This window comes from Parapedobacter soli, assembly GCF_025460835.1.
GTDB lineage: Bacteria > Bacteroidota > Bacteroidia > Sphingobacteriales > Sphingobacteriaceae > Parapedobacter > Parapedobacter soli.
On sequence record NZ_JAMXAY010000010.1, the window covers coordinates 28,386 to 45,699 of the forward strand.

At 46.5% G+C, this 17,314-nt stretch carries 9 protein-coding genes; 6 read left to right on the forward strand and 3 right to left on the reverse strand.

Going from position 1 to position 17,314, the window contains the following annotated elements:
• Positions 1-183 precede the first annotated feature (183 nt).
• Entirely contained in the window at positions 184-1,101 is a 918-nt protein-coding gene (locus NGM62_RS06350; RefSeq protein ID WP_262246661.1) for a dienelactone hydrolase family protein, read from the forward strand.
• A gap of 27 nt (positions 1,102-1,128) precedes the next feature.
• Here the strand turns inward: NGM62_RS06350 and NGM62_RS06355 are convergent, their stop codons facing one another.
• The 3 genes from NGM62_RS06355 to NGM62_RS06365 are packed head-to-tail and all read right to left on the reverse strand — an operon-like array spanning position 1,129 to position 6,540.
• The gene (locus tag NGM62_RS06355) at positions 1,129-1,884 is read right to left on the reverse strand and encodes a sulfite exporter TauE/SafE family protein (protein ID WP_262246662.1); all 756 of its coding nucleotides are present in this window, start codon (positions 1,882-1,884) and stop codon (positions 1,129-1,131) included.
• A complete protein-coding gene (locus NGM62_RS06360; RefSeq protein WP_262246663.1) occupies positions 1,877-2,545 on the reverse strand; it encodes an HAD family hydrolase in 669 nt (222 codons plus the stop codon). Before NGM62_RS06360 ends, NGM62_RS06355 begins: the two co-directional genes overlap by 8 nt.
• 26 nt (positions 2,546-2,571) lie before the next feature.
• Entirely contained in the window at positions 2,572-6,540 is a 3,969-nt protein-coding gene (locus NGM62_RS06365) for a hybrid sensor histidine kinase/response regulator transcription factor (protein ID WP_262246664.1), read from the reverse strand.
• Positions 6,541-6,775: 235 nt separating this feature from the next.
• On the opposite strand from NGM62_RS06365, the gene NGM62_RS06370 reads away from it, so the two are divergent.
• The 5 genes from NGM62_RS06370 to NGM62_RS06390 all read left to right on the forward strand — a co-directional run bounded on the left by NGM62_RS06370 (position 6,776) and on the right by NGM62_RS06390 (position 17,312).
• A complete protein-coding gene (locus tag NGM62_RS06370) occupies positions 6,776-9,802 on the forward strand; it encodes a SusC/RagA family TonB-linked outer membrane protein (protein WP_262246665.1) in 3,027 nt (1,008 codons plus the stop codon).
• 18 nt (positions 9,803-9,820) lie between these two features.
• Positions 9,821-11,614 (forward strand): RagB/SusD family nutrient uptake outer membrane protein, encoded by a 1,794-nt coding sequence (locus tag NGM62_RS06375; protein ID WP_262246666.1) that lies wholly within the window; start codon positions 9,821-9,823, stop codon positions 11,612-11,614.
• 74 nt (positions 11,615-11,688) lie between these two features.
• The gene (locus NGM62_RS06380; RefSeq protein WP_262246667.1) at positions 11,689-14,322 is read left to right on the forward strand and encodes a glycoside hydrolase family 2 TIM barrel-domain containing protein; all 2,634 of its coding nucleotides are present in this window, start codon (positions 11,689-11,691) and stop codon (positions 14,320-14,322) included.
• A 22-nt stretch (positions 14,323-14,344) separates the two neighbouring features.
• Positions 14,345-16,513 (forward strand): glycoside hydrolase family 16 protein, encoded by a 2,169-nt coding sequence (locus tag NGM62_RS06385; RefSeq protein WP_262246668.1) that lies wholly within the window; start codon positions 14,345-14,347, stop codon positions 16,511-16,513.
• Positions 16,514-16,565: 52 nt separating this feature from the next.
• Entirely contained in the window at positions 16,566-17,312 is a 747-nt protein-coding gene (locus tag NGM62_RS06390; RefSeq protein WP_262246669.1) for an RluA family pseudouridine synthase, read from the forward strand.
• Positions 17,313-17,314: the final 2 nt, after the last annotated feature.

Here is a 17,314-nt window from a genome sequence, read left to right on the forward strand (position 1 = left end):
AAGTCGCTGGACCGCATCCGCTCCGAAGGCGATATATTCAAACCGGTATTAGGCAAGGGAATCAACCTCAAGAAACTGATCAAAGACTTGGAAAAACAGCAATGGAAATCAGCGAATCAATGATTTTTATTTACTTTTATGGGTATATCCGGCCGTTGCCCCTTGGAGCGGGGGCAAAAAAAAATGGAAAAGTTAACCGTAAAAAAAGAAGAGATGCAACAGCTAAAAAAAGAAGACATTAAGCAGGAAGTCTTCGACCTCTACGACGATTATGCGCACAGTCGGTTATCGCGGCGAGAGTTTGTACACAGGTTATCGGCTTATGCCGGAGGTGCCGTAACGGTACCTGCATTAATGAGTTTTTTGATGCCAAATTACCAGGAACGCATCCAAGTGAAAGCAGGTGATCCGCGCATTGAGGAAACGTATATCGAATACCCTTCACCCAAAGGCGGAGGTACGATCAGGGGTTTGCTGTGTATGCCGAAAGGCAATAATCAGAAACTTGGCGGTATCGTGGTGGTACACGAAAACAGGGGGCTGAACCCGCACATCGAAGATGTGTGCCGTAGGACAGCGGTTGCCGGTTTCGTAAGCTTGGCACCAGATGCATTGACACCGCTAGGGGGGTATCCAGGCACCGACGATGAAGGCCGCCAAATGCAAAGTAAGCGGGATCGCGACGAAATGCTTGAAGACTTCATTGCGGCCGCGGCGTTCCTGAAACAACAGCAATCATGCAATGGCAACATTGGGGTAGTAGGCTTCTGTTTTGGTGGGTGGATTTCCAACATGATGGCTGTACGTATATCCGATTTGAAGGCAGCTGTACCATTTTACGGTGGCCAACCACCTACGGCGGAGGTATCTAGAATAACGGCTGCTTTGCAGTTACACTACGCTGAGTTAGATACGCGGGTAAATGAAGGATGGCCAGCTTATGAACAAGCATTGAAGTCAAACCACAAGGAATATACTATGTATATGTATGCCGGTGCCAACCATGGATTCCACAACGATACGACACCACGGTACGACCCGGAAGCCGCAAAACTCGCGTGGCAGCGGACTGTCGACTTCTTTAAAGAAAAACTCGGTTGACCGGGAGCTGCCGTCTATTAGGCGGCACTAAAGCAATAATATCAGTGTGGAAACCACCGTCAAGGCCATCATCACCATCCGGAATCGTTGTTCTGGTAGTATGCGGACAACAAAGATGCCCAATATGCCACCTAATAGGATGAATGGTATAGCTACAGCATTGAGTAATAGGCCATCCCATGAAACATTATCCCAAACGAGGATTTGGAGAGGTATTTTTAGATAGTTCAGTATCATGATAAACCATGCTCCCGTGGCTACAAACCCGAATTTTGGTAGCCTGAGTGCGAGTAGGTAAACGACAAGAAGAGGACCGGCCGCATTGCCGATCATCGTTGAAAAACCGAGCAGGAAACCCATTACCGGAGCAAACCATACCGACCCCGTGAACGCATCAGCCCGCTCCGGCTTACGGGTACCCAGCATCGTGATTATTCCCAGAAGGATGCATACCGCCATCATCACCTTGAAACCCGACTGCGGGATAAGGTGGCCAGCTACCAGCGCCACCACTAACCCAAGCAACGCCCAAGGCATCGGCTTAAGCACCAGGTCGCGATGGAACTTCTTGCGGTAGTAGATCACGGCCATTAGGTCTGCGAAACAAAGCATCGGTAACACCACGCCGGTGGAAGCCTTGGCCCCGAATAACAGCGCAAAAACGGGCACCGTAAATGTACCTAGGTTTGGGACACCTGTTTTGGACATGCCGATAAGCATGGCACACACTAAAAAGACGGACCATTCCAGCGGCCCCTGGAGCAGCTCCGGGAAATTAAGCATCGTGTCCCGTTAATAGCTGGTTGATATCTACCGCTCCGATTTTGCGATAATCGTGGACGTAACGTTTACAGGGAGGAAGTTCATCTGCTGTATGTGAAGTAAGTACCCCGACCACTGTTGTGCCCGCATTGAGCGCCGCAGAAACCCCAGAATGCGAGTCTTCGAAAACCACGCAATGTGCAGGCTCCACTTGGAGTGTCTCGGCCGATTTGAGGTAAATTTGGGGGTCAGGCTTGTAGGCGGTCACGTCTTCACTAGACAAAATAGCGTCCATATAGGTACGTAAGGAGAGTTTGTCGATAATGAAATCGAGATTAGCGCGGGGGGCAGACGTTGCCACACCCAAGCGATAACCCGCTGTTTTAAGCTCATCCAGAAAGTCGGGAAGACCCGCTATCGGAGCAACCGAATCAGCGTAAATCTCCCGGAATAGCGCCTCTTTTTCTTCCGATAGCTGTTTTAGCTCGCCATCGCTTAGCGGACGTTTGAAAAAATAACGCATGATATAGTCATTGTGTTTGCCATACATATGGTCTTCAAACTCTTCCTGGGAGTAGTCAACTTGGTATTTGTCGAAAAACTGCTTGAATGCCTCAGTGTGGTAAGGATTGGTGTCTGCGATGACCCCGTCCATGTCAAAAATAACGGCGTAGTTGCTCATGATACAAAGGTAGCCTTTTTGGGCCGTTAATTAAGCTTAGCTTTATACTGGCCGGGTGTTACACCAAAATACCCCTTAAATAGCCGGATGAAATAAGAAGGATCATTAAATCCCACTGCAAACGCAATATTTGCGACCGACTCGTGTCTGTTTTCATCCAACAGACGCATACTTTTCTTCAGGCGCGTTTCGGTGATGAAGTCATTGGGCGTCTGACCGGTTATTTCTTTTATTTTCGTAAAGAGCGAGCTCCTGCTGATGCCCAGTTCGGCAGCAAATTTATCAATGCCAAAAGCGGGGTCATCCAGGTTATTCAGAACCACATCACCAGCACGTTCAATAAATTGCTGTCCTTGTACGTTTACCGACAACACCTTACCATTTAAACCGCCCAACGAAACTAATGTATCTTTCAGGGCAATTCGATTGTTTATCAATCCATTGACCCTTGCTATCAGTTCATTGGTGTCAAAAGGTTTGATGACGAAATCGTCCGCACCGATTTGCAATGCTTCAATCTTTTTCTCAGGGGCGGCTACTGCTGTCAATAAAACCACCGGTATGCCCTTAGTTGCTAAGTCGGCTTTTAATTTCCTGCAAAGTTCGATTCCTGGAATATCCGGAAGCATCAAGTCCAATAAGACGAGGTCTGGCCCCACTTCTTTAATCCGATGCATAGCGGCTTTTCCATTAGCTAATGCCACCACATGATATAAAGGGGTGAATATTTCTTCCAGAAGCATCCGCATCTCGTCGTTGTCTTCGACAATCACGATTGTACTACTTTTCTTTGACGTTTTTGTTCCATTGCCAGACACGTACAGTGCTGATTCCGGAAGAGCCGACGCATGGTACGCTGCTTCTGCGGTGGTGATGACGTTGCTGTCGAAATGTGCCGATCCAAGGGGCAACGAAACCTTGAAGACGGTTCCTTTTCCGACATTGCTTAGCACACTGATCGTTCCCTGGTGTTGCTCTACAATATCTTTTACCAGAGAAAGACCGATTCCTGTACCCAAATCGAGTGCATGGGTGTTGCTAACAGCATCTTGCCCTTTAAAAAACCGATTAAAAATAAGGGATATATGCTCCTGTTTAATGCCGACACCTGTATCTTCCACCGTGATTTCCACCGCTTTATTCATTTTCTTTATAATCATTGACACAGCACCGCCCGATGGCGTGAACTTAAAGGCATTCGAAAGCAAGTTGTAGAATACCTTGTTCATTTGGGCGGGGTCAGCGTATACGGTGATTGAATCTTCTGTACTTAAGAATGAGGTATTGATATTCAGTGAGCCTGCATAATCTTGAAAAGAAAGGAATATATCATTCAAGTATTTCACGATATCCAGTTCGGCTATTTCGAGCGGTACGTATGGTTCCTCCTGCTTTTTGAAATCGAGGAGTTCATTAATCAGATTTTTCAGATTGGAGGCATTCCGCTTGATGCCCATCAACTTATGCATCGCCGTTTGCGGGATACTTGTTGATTTATTGATTAGGTTATCCAGTTGGGCAATGATTAACGTTACTGGCGTCCGTATTTCGTGTGAGACATTGACAAAAAAGCGCAGTTTCGACTGATTCATCTCTTCCGCATGTTTGGATTGCAAATCGGCATGCCTTAACGAATCCCTCAACCGCAATTGGATATATATCAAGTATAAAACTCCGAGAACAGCCAACGAATAAAAGAGATACGCGTACCAGGTTTTGTAGAAATACGGTTTGATGACCAGTGTAAGGTTCCTGCTCGCCAGCTCTTGGCCCGATACCGGGTCAATGCTTCTTATTTTTAACGTATAATTTCCGGAGCTTAGGTTGGTATAAGTAATGTTATTATACGATTTTGCATCAATCCAGTCCCGGTCAAAGCCAATCAGCATATACTGCGCTTCAGAGCGCAACGCATTGATGTAATTTGAAACGGCAAAATCAATGGAAATAACAGAATGATTCTCCTTTAGGACGAGTTCATCGGTCACGATGATAGAATTCGCAAGTAATTCGTTGTTTGCTGCAGGGAATACACGTTCATTATTTATACTGAGCGACGTAAGGTTAATCCGGTAGGGTTTTGGGGTGAGCAACAAATCCTTATCCGAGATGATCATCATGCCGGACAGGCTGCTTAAAACAATATCTCCGTTTTTTCGTACACAAAGGCTTTTTTCGTTAAACGCCGTAAAAGGGAAAAACTGGTTGTTATTGTAATTATAAAACACACCTTTCCCAGGTTCGTAGCGTGACAAGCCGTTATTTGTTGTCATCAGTATATATCCAGTTGAAGACTCTTCTATGGCCAGGATATAATTGTCCGCGAGCTCCGAATTTTGGGCATGGAAGTTAACAATATCACCGGTCTTGCCGTCCACCCTGAAAAGTCCGTTCCCAGCACTTCCTACCCACATATTCCCCGTTTTATCTTCAAAAAACACCCCCCGGTCGATCGTTAGGGGCTCTTTTAATGGGACCAACTTATCACTTCTCAGATTATATTTATATATCGAGCCGTGTATGGAAAACCACAGGCAATCATTTTTATCGATCAGCAAGTCCCATACTTGTCCTCTGTTAAACTCCAGCTTTTCGCTCAATAGCGGCTTTACTTTCCCGGTAGGGATGTGATATTTCTGGACAGCGTCATGCGTAGCTAAAAGTAAGTAATCTTGGTATTTCGCGATGGCTCGGACGTAGTTGTTCCGGGCCCGGTTTCCCGCGTCGAACGCAATCCTTTCTATGTTTTTCGTTTTCAGGTCCAGCCGGTCTAACCCGCCCAGATGTGACCCTATCCAGAGGCAATCGTTCTCATAGTCCAGATAAAGATCCTTTATGGTATTTGAAGAAATAGAGTTTGCATTTTCCTCTTGGGTGTAATAGCTGAAGGTATTTTTCTCTACATCGTAAAAATTTACTCCCCCATAGTCAGAACCTATCCAGAGATTGCCTTCCTTGTCTTCTACCACTTTACTGATGATGGCGCTATTGGGCCCATTGGAGTTACCCATCGGCCTGAAAAATCGATTGAATGAAAATTCAGGATTGAATATATTAACGCCGCCAAAATAAGTACCGATCCAAAGGGACCCCTGGATATCCTTTTTGATACACCAAATAGAAAGGTCACTTAGCGAATTATTGTCAATGTTTGAATATTTGTAATTTCGGAACTCTTTGGTTTCGGGGTTAAACGAATCGAGGCCGTTGAATGTTCCGATCCAGAAACTGCCGAGGTCATCCTGGCATATTGCACGGATAAAATCGCTCGAAACAGACTTGGCATCTCCTTTTATATGCCGGTAATTGGTCACCTCATTTTTGGAATCTATGCAATATAAGCCGTCTTCGAGCGTCCCCACCCATATCCGTTTCATGTGGTCTTCGTAGAGGCATACTACAAAAACATCTGCTATCACATTTGCAACTTTCGCGTTTTTGTCCAGAAACAGTACGCCGGTATTTGTGCCGATATATAGGCTTCCATCGGCAAGTTCCAAGAACGTACGGACCTGTATTTTACTATCTAATGTTTTGTACAATTCAATTTGGTTGGTCGTTTCATCCAGATAACGTATAGTGTTCTCGCTACCAATCCATAGTCGGTTATTTCCATAATATTGACAATATACCCCCGTCTTTGTGAGTATCGTGAAAAGTTGGGTTCTAAGATCATACGCCACGAGGCCGGCTTGGCATTGCAGGAATAGTTTACCGTTCTTGTTTCCGGTGACACTTTGGATATTATTGCCGAAGAGGCCATTGGGGGTGGCGATATCCGGCCTGAAAGTTTCAATGGTATTTCCATCATATCGGTTCAAGCCGTCATTGGTAGCAATCCACATCTGCTCGAACTCATCTTGATAAATATCGTGGATGGTGTATTGTGACAATCCCTCCTTTACACCCAAATGTTCGAAAAACAGGCTTTGGGCTATGCTGTTCGCATAATGAAAAGCAAATACCACGATTAAGAGACACAGTCTACTGGCCATATTTTTATAGTTCAATCGTACGAAAATGCATTCGTAAACTTTCAAAAATAGAAATAGCAGACAATTTTATCGAAATATAATGCAAAATGATAGTAAAATAATACAAATCGGTCTTTCGTGTTTCAGTTGGACGATTTTATTTTAAATAGGGTTGTTCCACCTATGGTCTTTAGAAATCGTACTACATTTTTGTCTTTGGATAATAAAACTAATATGAACGCTAAAATGAAACCAAATGAACCCTAACAAAAAAATGACAGACAGGGTACACCTATCCATGCGTTGGATGGTATGTGGTGTAGTGGCCTTGCTTTGGTGCATGAGCAGCACCGCCCGTGCACAGTCGACCACCGTAAATGGGCAGGTAACCTCGGAGGCTGGCGAAGTGCTCGCGGGCGTCACGGTAAGTGATGCTTCAAGCACGAATAAGGTAATCACAGATGCTGATGGGAACTATTCGATCGCTGTTTCTAACCCAAACACAACTCTTATTTTCTCTTACGTTGGATACAAGGAAGTACGAGCGGCACTGAACGGCAGGACACGGCTGAATATGGCCCTGGAAGAGGACAGCAGAATGGTAGACGAAGTGGTTGTTATCGGTTATGGTACTACCAGGAAAAGCGACCTTACCGGATCGGTATCCTCTATCAAATCGGAGGCACTGGAAAAGTTCCCCGCATCCAACGTCACGGAAATGCTGCGCGGGCAAGCAGCGGGCATCCATGTTTCAAGCAATAACACAGCTCCCGGCGGCGCTTCTAATATATTGGTGAGGGGGGGCCGTTCGCTAAGCGGCGGCCAGACACCCCTATTCTTAGTGGACGGAATGATTGTGCCACACTTGAATGATCTGAATGCGAACGATATCGCCTCCATAGAGGTGCTGAAAGATGCGTCGGCACAAGCCATCTACGGATCGCGGGCGTCCAATGGTGTGATTCTCGTAACCACAAAAAGAGGCACGGAAGGCAAAGCGTCCGTCGATGTTTCGTCTTATGTAGGGTTCCAAAACTATGATCGCAATTTCGACCTATATAATCCGCAGGAGTTTGTAGATCTACGGTTCTGGGCGAAATATAACGAAGGTACCAGCGGGGTAGGAACACCAGACAACCCAGATTATGCAACGGTCATCGATGATGCAATCATGCACGACGCATACGTGAATAGTAATTTTGTGGATTGGGAGAGGCTTATGCTGACCAACGCGCCACAGCATAAGCACGATGTGAGCCTCCGCGGCGGTTCCCACAACCTGAAATACGCAGCCAGTTTAGGCTACCTCGATCAAGATGGAATTGTAAGTGGCTCTGGCTTCCAACGGGGGAATTTCCGTTCAAATGTTGACTACTCACCGGCCGATTGGTTCGATATAGGCGTCAATATGTCTTTTGCCCGGTCGGCAATCAATAGTGTAGACGCAAATTTTAATGGTATCTTAACCATGCCCCAACTGGCACAAGCGTTTGATGCCGATGGCAACCTAATGAGAGAAGCGAACACAGCCGGAGATATCAATCCCCTCTGGAGAGTACGGGAATACAATGCTGAGCAAACGGATGACTACTTTGTTCTTGCCTCAACGCTGACGTTCAAGCCGTTTGCGCACTTTTCATACAGCGTACGGACCAACCTGAGAACCAACAACAGGGAAAGTGGCGACTACCGGACCAAGCGCTATCCATCTTCCACGGGTATGGGGCAATTGACACAGTTTGCACGAAACAGTTTCCTGATCGAAAACGTGATCAATTATGACGTGCCGTTTGCCAATTCCAACCACCGGTTACAGGCTACGCTTATCCACGCCTTTGAGCAAGATCTCCAGAAAACGCTCGGCATGAATTTTATAAATTCCACTACGGATATATTTGACTGGAATGTGGTGGGCGACGCCGAAATCTCGGGCCCTATCCGCTCCATCAATCGCAACCGCTCCATTTCGTATGCCGGAAGACTACAGTATAGCCTGATGGATAAATACTTACTTACGGCTTCCGTGCGTAGAGACGGGGCATCGGTATTTGGAAGTACAAATAAATGGGCCAACTTTCCTTCATTAGCTGCCGCATGGCGGCTGGATCAGGAATCGTTCTTCCAGGATGTCTCGTGGTTGAGCCAGCTCAAGGCAAGGGTAAGTTATGGTGTTGTGGGAAACTGGGCAATTCCAGCATATCGTACGCTAGGCTTGTCAACATCGTATGAATACTTGTTCGGCGATGCGCTTTCAATCGGTTACCTGCCATCAAATCAGTTGATGAACAAAGACTTGAAATGGGAAACGACACATTCTGTAAACTATGGACTGGACTTTGGCTTTTTCAGGAATAGGATAACGGGTAGTGTGGAATACTACAATACACGGACAAAAGACCTGTTGATACAACGTACGGTCCCATCCATCACCGGTTACAATACGATGTGGGACAACCTGGGTGAAACAAAAAGTTCGGGATTTGAAGTTACCGTAAATGGCGACATCATGCAAACGCGGGATTTTGACTGGACAGCGGGGGTTACGTTTTCCCGGCAGCGGAACAGCATTGTGAAAATTGATGGCCGCTTGGATGAAAACGGTAAACCGATCGACGACCTCTCCAATAACTGGTTTGTGGGATCGCCGATAGATGTGGCATACAACTACGTATTCGGCGGAATCTGGCAGACGGGGGAAACGCCCCAGGAGAACCAATATCTGCCGGGAGACGCCGCGCCGAAACCGGGCGACATAAAAATATTCGACTACAACGGAGATGGCCAGATTACGACGGATGACCGTAAAATCTTTAACCTGATGCCCGATTGGTACGCCACCTTCCAAACGGCATTCTGGTATAAGAATTTTGATGCTCAATTCGAATTTTATACCGTTCAAGGGGTAGATAAAAGTAACCCATACTTATACGGTTTCAACGAGGGTGGAAGCCTGAATGGGAAGAAGAACGGCATCAAGGTAGACTATTGGACGGAAAACAATCCGTCAAATACAGCACCCAGGCCCCAGTTCACGGCTTCCGTGCCTTATATGGGAATACTGGCCATGCAAGACGCATCGTATTTCAGGCTTAGAACGGCAACCTTAGGGTTTACGCTCCCTCAGCAGTGGACGTCAAAAATACAGTTGAAGCGTGCGCGGATTTACGCCACGGCCACCAATATTTTCACGCAGACAAAATATCAGTCATATAGTCCTGAAAAAACTCCGGGTGGTTATCCAGAACCCAAAATGATGACATTTGGTGCTAACCTGAGTTTTTAAACGTAAAAAACTAAAGCAATGAACAAGAATATAATATACTCCCTGGTGGTGCTGCTTGCATTTACCTTCTCTTCATGCAAGAATTACTTGGATGAAGTGTCGGAGACCAGCTTTACGACTGCCACGCTTTTCGAAACGCCGGAAGGCATTGATAAGATGGCCGAAGCAATGTACTCTTACGAAAGGGACCTGGCAAGAAAGGGAAATGCAAACGGCTTTCTGGCCACGCATATCTGGGGAGAACGGACAACAGACCTAAGTGTGTTTACAACGGGTGACGATGCCAACCTTAGCCGGTACACCTCACCGGGCCCTACTTCCAATATTCGGGCGCTGATATACAGTCCTTTCTGGACACACCGGTATTATATGATCGGCCGGGCCAATGAGATTATCCATCATGGCGAGCAATTCGGTGAACAAACGGAGCGGTCGGTGGGTGAGGCCTATTTTTGGCGGGCTTACAACTATTACGGGTTGTGGTCGCGGTTTTCCAGGGTGTATTTAAGCACCGAGCCTGTTACCAAGGAAAACATGGATCAATTGAAATATACCCCCGCGGACAGTGCAGACGTCTTCACGTTGATGATGACAGATGCCGATAGAGCAATTGCTTTACTGCCAGTGACAGACAATGCCGATGGCAGGGTAACGCAAGATGCCGCCCGCCACCTGAAAGCACTTATTGCTGCTTGGGCTCGCGATTGGGACGAAGTCCTGAACCAGGTGGAAAGCATCGAAGCCAATAACGCCCACACGTTTGCGGGTGACGTTGCAACGATCTTTGACCGAAAGGATTTCTACAACCTAAGCGAATCCCTATTTTCACTTAATTACTCATTGGAAAGAGGGGGAGGGCAGGGGCACCGGTTAGGCTCCCAATACATAAACACCATTTCTGAGGTGGATTACACCCATAAAGTAATCAATGGGATACTGACCAAATATAACGAGGACAACCTCGGCAGGCAATGGGGCTTGGCATTTCCAAACAGCTACCTTATGTCGCTTTATCCCGAAGGAGATAAACGCCTCACCGCATATTATAAAAACGACTACAGCTACCAGAACCCCGACAGGCTGATTACCATCCCAGTTGCGGAAACCATCACCGACCCGCAAACAGGCCGCACATATATCACAAGTACCAATACATCGGATGCCCCAAGAAGCGTATCTATCGGCGATATCATTTATGGAAGGGATATTTTTGCTGCCACAAACTCGAAAATCGATAGACGGAGCATGCTTCCTTCTTCTGTAAAGATGTATGATCGGTGGGATAAAATGATCGACGCTGATGGTCCTGTAAGTTATAAGGATGTTATGGTTTACCGACTAGCCGAGTCATTTTTATTGGCTGCCGAGGCAGCCGTGAGACTTGGCAACCAGGATAGAGCGGCATACTATTTCAATAAAACTTGGGTAAGGGCAGGAAATGCGCCGGTAACTTCGGCGGTCACGTTCGATATGGTAAAAGATGAGCATGCCCGAGAACTTGCTTTTGAAGGCAGGCGTTGGGATTTTCTTAAGAGAAATGGCATCTGGTATTCTCAAATGATAAAATATGCAGGCGATTTCACGAAATATCCCGGCTCAGCTGTCGCATACAATGAGGCATCGTACGGAAACGGCGACGGACGCGACAAGGAGTTCGGCCCCAATCCAAACTATTATGTCGATTTTAACGGGTCCGACAATGATGTCTTAGTACGTTTCAATGTCAAACCCATTCATGTCAATTGGCCAATCCCACAAGATCAGATTGATGCCATGGGGCCTGAAAACTTCCCACAGACAGAAGGATATTAATCCACGGATAACGCTTTCCCCAAGTGTGCGTAGGCACACCGGGGAAAGCTTTTCAAAACTTCTATTTTTTGTAAATGAAAGCCTCAAAAAGCGTATTTTCTGTATTTCTTTTTCTTTTTATATCGTATGCCACCCTCTATGCTCAAACCACACTCAAATACACGATAAATGAGGCTTGGACGTTCCATAAAGAGCAAGGAGAGGAAGCGATTGTCTCATTCCCCCACACTTGGAACGCACAGGATGCCATAGATGACCAACCCGGTTTTTATCGCGGAAAGGCCTCCTATAGCAAGGAAATTTACATCCCGGTTTCTTATCGCGAAAAATCAGTATATATATACTTTGAAGGTGCAAACCAAGTAACCAACCTGTACATCAACGGCCGCCACGTCGGAACGCACAAGGGAGGATATACACGATTCAACTTCGAAATAAGTGAATTCCTGCAATGGGACAAACCTAACGATTTCGAGGTGATGGTTACCAACGCGCATGATGAAATGATCCCACCGTTGAGCGCTGATTTCACGTTTTTTGGAGGGATATACCGTGATGTGTACCTGGAAGTAAAGGAAAAGCTCCATATATCGCCCGCAGACATGGCATCAACAGGCGTTTACATCACCACGCCTGACGTAAACGAAAAGCAAGCGTCTGTAAATGTCAAAACATTACTAAACAACGCCTCACACCACGAGAAAGAAGTGGTGGTGCGGCATGCCGTCTACAATCCAGCGGGCGTATCAGTCTATGAAACACAAACGGAAGAAAAAATAACGGCAGGCGAGGTGAATTACGCACATGAAACAGATTTTCAACTCACCTCGCCGTTACTTTGGTCGATCGAAACGCCCCAACTATACACCCTCAAAACAACCGTCGTTGAAAAACACACCGAAAGACAGCTAGACGAACTGTTGACCACGTTTGGGCTCCGGTGGTACCATTTTAGTCCCGATAAGGGCTTTTTCTTAAATGGAAAGCACGTGAAATTAATCGGTACCAACCGCCATCAGGATTACCTCAATAAAGGCAATGCACTGGATGATCAACATCATGTGTCCGATATCCAGCTGCTGAAATCCATGGGTGGCAATTTTCTTCGCATATCGCATTACCCACAAGATCCGTTGATTTTGGAAATGTGCGACAAACTGGGCATTGTGGCTTCTGTTGAAATCCCCATTGTGAATGCAGTGACCGAAAAACAAGCATTTCTTGACAACTCCTTATACATGGCCGAGGAAATGGTGAAACAGAATTTCAATCACCCCGCTCTTGTTATCTGGTCATACATGAATGAAGTTATGCTTCGGCCGCCTTATGCGCCCGGGGACATTGCTTACCAACCCTACTGCAAGGAAGTAAACCGCCAGGCTACGGCTATCGAAAATCGGATAAGAGAACTTGATCCGACCAGGTATACGATGATTGCGTTTCATGGATCTGTAAAAGCCTATGAAGCGGCGGGGCTGTTTGATGTACCTATGATTATCGGCTGGAATCTCTACCAAGGATGGTATAGCGAAGGGGTCCACCGTTTCGATAGTTTCCTTCACGATTACCACGCCAACTATCCGACAAAGCCCACCATCATTTCAGAATACGGAGCCGACGTGGATACGAGGATCCACAGCTTTGAGCCGGTGCGTTTCGACTTCAGCGTGGAATATGGTGATATATACCATGAATATTATCGTAAAACCATACTCGCAACGGATTTCATTGCGGGCGCTGCTATATGGAACCTGAATGATTTCCATTCCGAACCCAGGGGTGATGCTGTGCCGCATATCAACAGCAAAGGAATAACAGGACTCGATCGCACACCCAAGAATACGTTTTATCTTTATAAAGCCTACTTGACTACAGTACCGTTTGTGAAGATCGCGGCTACAGACTGGCTAAACAGGAGCGGACACGAAACTTCACCTGGTATCTCGGTTCAAAAAATCAAGGTTTATTCCAATCAAAGCCGTGTAACGGTTTACCACAACGGGAAGAAGCTTGGTCAGGTACGGGTAAAGGACAACGTGGGTGAAATAGAAATCCCGTTTAAGCAGGGGCAGAATCTGATTGAAGCGCGGACTAAGAAATCGGCCGATATTTACATAACCGATTTTCAGGTTATACCGCAGAAAATAGGATCCGATTTCACGGAGCTGAATGTCGCGTTGGGTAGCCGTCGTTATTTTGAGGAAAAAGAAACCAAGACTAGTTGGATACCTGAGATGCCGTACCAAGTAGGAGGATGGGGTTATGTAGGGGGCGAGCCATTTAAAGCAAAAACTAGGTTTGGCTCTTTGCCGGCAGCCGCAGTCAATATCCTAGGGACTGATCTTGACCCTATTTTCCAGACCCAGCGCGTAGATATTGAGCAATTCAAGGCCGACGTACCGTTCGGAAGATATGCAGTATACCTCTACTGGGCAGATTTGAGTACCCATACACCCACCGAATCACTGGCTTATAACTTAGGGAACGACGCAATCCTAGAAAACAGTGAAGCGCGTGTATTTGACGTACTGCTGAATGGTGCAACAGTGCTCGAAAACTTCGATATCCCCAACCAAGTAGGCATACAACGGTCCATTGTGAAAAAGTTTGTCGTTGATGTGGCAAATTCTGACGGAATAACCGTTGAATTTAAGCCCAAAGCGGGGAAAACAATTTTGAATGCCGTTAAAATTCTAAAGTTAGATTAGTAAGCCTTAAATTTAGGACAAAATGAAATTCAACATCATCTTACCGCTGCTTTGCTTGGCACAGCTGTCGCTTTTTGGCCAGGAGTATACACCAATACGAGTTGAAGCCAAACCGTGGGTATATAATAACCCCAACACGGCATGGAAGATGTTCGACACCCGGATCATCGATAATATCATCGGATATGCACCGATAAAAGCGAAGTCGGTGAATAGCTACGGGAGTACGTTGGAACGGCCTTCGGAAGCAACCGGGTTTTACCGGACTGAATACATCGATGGAAGGTGGTGGGTAATCGATCCGGAAGGTTACCGGAATATTCAGGTTGTAATCAATTCGCTTAGGCCCGGGGGTTCTGAAAGGAACCGTGAACGGTTGCTGGAAAAATATGGCACGGAGGAAAACTGGATAAATGCAACGGCCGACTCACTACATCACTACGGATTCACAGGTGCGGGGTCGTGGAGTGTCAATGAATTGCTGATTCAAACCAATCAACAGAAGGATTACCAGCTTACTTATACGCCCAACCTCAATTTTATGAGCTCCTACGGCAAGAAACGGGGCGGGACTTATCAATTGCCGGGAAATACCGGCTACCCTAATCAGACCATCTTCGTTTTCGATCCGGAATTTGAAGCATTCTGCGATGAACATGCCATGCAGTTGGAAAAATATGCGTTAGATAAAAACCTATTTGGGGTTTTCTCCGACAATGAACTTCCCATCGGAATGAAGAACCTGGAGGGCTACCTCTCGCTTACGAATCCACAGGACCCCGGCCGCCTTGCCGCCGAAGCGTGGCTGGCCGCCCGGAAGAAGCCAGTAAGTGAAATAACCGACGCAGACCGGGCAGACTTTGCCGGGTATGTGGCAGAAACCTATTATAGCATTGTATCAAGGGCGATAAAAAAGTATGCACCCCATCACATGTATCTGGGAAGCAGGCTGCACGGTGGTGCAAAAAACATCATTCCTGTAATGAAAGCGGCCGGCCGATTCTGTGATATTTTAAGTTTCAACTACTACGGTGTATGGACACCCCAGCAGAATCTCATGCAGCAGTGGGCCATGTATGCGGATAAGCCGTTTATGATTACGGAATTCTATACCAAAGCGATGGATTCCGGCTTGGCAAATACCACCGGGGCAGGGTTTACTGTACATAATCAAACTGACAAAGGCTATGCTTACCAACATTTTTGTTTGGAGTTACTAGCATCTAAATCATGCGTAGGCTGGCATTTTTTCAAGTACCAGGATAATGACCCAACAGCAAAAAATGTAGACCCCTCAAATATCGACTCCAACAAGGGAATCGTTGACAACGACTATCAATATTACCCTGCACTCATGGCAGTTATGGAGCAGCTTCATACCAACCGCTACAAGCTCATCGATTTTTTTGACAGAAAACGGGATACTTCCGATGAATGGGAATTGGTGTGGGGAGACGAGTTTGATTATGAAGGACTGCCTGATCCCAAAAAATGGTCGTACGATACCCGGGGGAACAGCTATGGTTGGGGAAATAACGAGCTGCAATGGTATAAGATCGAAAGTTTGAAGAATACCGAAGTAAACAATGGGACACTAAAAATCCGTGCGCACAAAGAACCCACCTCGGGGAAAAACTATTCCTCAGGGCGGATCATGTCGAAATACAAAGGAGATTGGTTGTATGGGAAAATAGAAGTAAGTGCCAAACTACCTAGAGGAAACGGCACATGGCCCGCAATATGGATGCTGTCGACCGAAAACCACTATGGTACCTGGCCGAAAAGCGGTGAGATCGACATCATGGAACACGTAGGTTTTGACCCCGATACGGTATTCAGCACAACCCATACTGCGAAATACAATCATGTGAAGGGGACACAGAAAAAAGGTAAGATCGGTTGCCCTACGGTAACGACAGCCTTTCACAAATACACGTTAGAATGGGAAAAGGACGAATACAAAGTGTATGTTGACGATCAACTGATATTTACGTATTTAAATGACGGGGAAGGACCTGAATCTTGGCCGTATAACCGCCCATTCCACCTTATCCTCAACCTGGCTATCGGCGGTAACCTCGGTGGTAAAAAAGGTGTGGACGATAGTCTCTTCCCCCACACGTACGAGATTGATTACGTACGGGTATATCAAAAAGAAGAACACCTAAAGGCTAACAGAATAACGGATTGATCGATTAATTCGGGGTTTTCCGTTGTCGTTATGAATATGTAATTTTGTGCACATGAAAGTACAAGGTGAGGGCTATGAGCCAAAATTACCACAGTTCATAGAACAAATCATTTTCGAAGACGACAATGTCATTGTAATCAACAAGCCGCCTTTTTTAGCATCGCTGGATGAGCGGGAGGGGGGGGAGCCAAGCGTTTTGCGCTTGGCTAAGAAATACCATCCGGATGCCCGGGTCTGCCATCGGCTTGATAAGGAAACATCGGGCGTGTTGGTCATCGCTAAGAATCCCGAGACGTACCGGCTGGTGTCAATCGAGTTTGAGCGCCGCCGGGTCAATAAAATATACCATGCCCTCATCGGTGGGACACACGTTTTCGACGATTTGCTGGTAGACCTTCCGATACTCAACCTTGGTAATAAAAATGTGAAAATCGACCGTGCCAACGGCAAACCGGCAGAGACCTATTTCAAGTCACTTCGTCATTTTAAGCACTTTACGTTGGTAGAATGCCGGCCGGTGACCGGGCGCATGCACCAGATACGTGTTCATTTGGCGACACAACAAGCGGCTATTGTGGGTGATACGCTATACCACGGAAAACCGGTATACCTCTCGCAGATAAAAAAACGTGGCTTCACCCTGGGAAGGGGAAAGGAAGAGCAGCCGATTATGAGGCGGTTTGCCCTCCACGCATGTGAGCTGCGATTAACCATCGGCGAGAAACCGCATCATTTCCAGGCGCCATACCCGAAAGACTTCGCAACCCTACTCCGCCAGTTGGAGAAGTTTGATGATTGATT

Coding starts and splice junctions, on each gene's coding strand:
- NGM62_RS06350 (WP_262246661.1), top strand. CDS start 184: ATGGAAAAGTTAACCGTAAAAAAAGAAGAGATGCAACAGCTAAAAAAA.
- NGM62_RS06390 (WP_262246669.1), top strand. CDS start 16,566: ATGAAAGTACAAGGTGAGGGCTATGAGCCAAAATTACCACAGTTCATA.
- NGM62_RS06385 (WP_262246668.1), top strand. CDS start 14,345: ATGAAATTCAACATCATCTTACCGCTGCTTTGCTTGGCACAGCTGTCG.
- NGM62_RS06365 (WP_262246664.1), bottom strand. CDS start 6,540: ATGGCCAGTAGACTGTGTCTCTTAATCGTGGTATTTGCTTTTCATTAT.
- NGM62_RS06360 (WP_262246663.1), bottom strand. CDS start 2,545: ATGAGCAACTACGCCGTTATTTTTGACATGGACGGGGTCATCGCAGAC.
- NGM62_RS06370 (WP_262246665.1), top strand. CDS start 6,776: ATGAACCCTAACAAAAAAATGACAGACAGGGTACACCTATCCATGCGT.
- NGM62_RS06380 (WP_262246667.1), top strand. CDS start 11,689: ATGAAAGCCTCAAAAAGCGTATTTTCTGTATTTCTTTTTCTTTTTATA.
- NGM62_RS06355 (WP_262246662.1), bottom strand. CDS start 1,884: ATGCTTAATTTCCCGGAGCTGCTCCAGGGGCCGCTGGAATGGTCCGTC.
- NGM62_RS06375 (WP_262246666.1), top strand. CDS start 9,821: ATGAACAAGAATATAATATACTCCCTGGTGGTGCTGCTTGCATTTACC.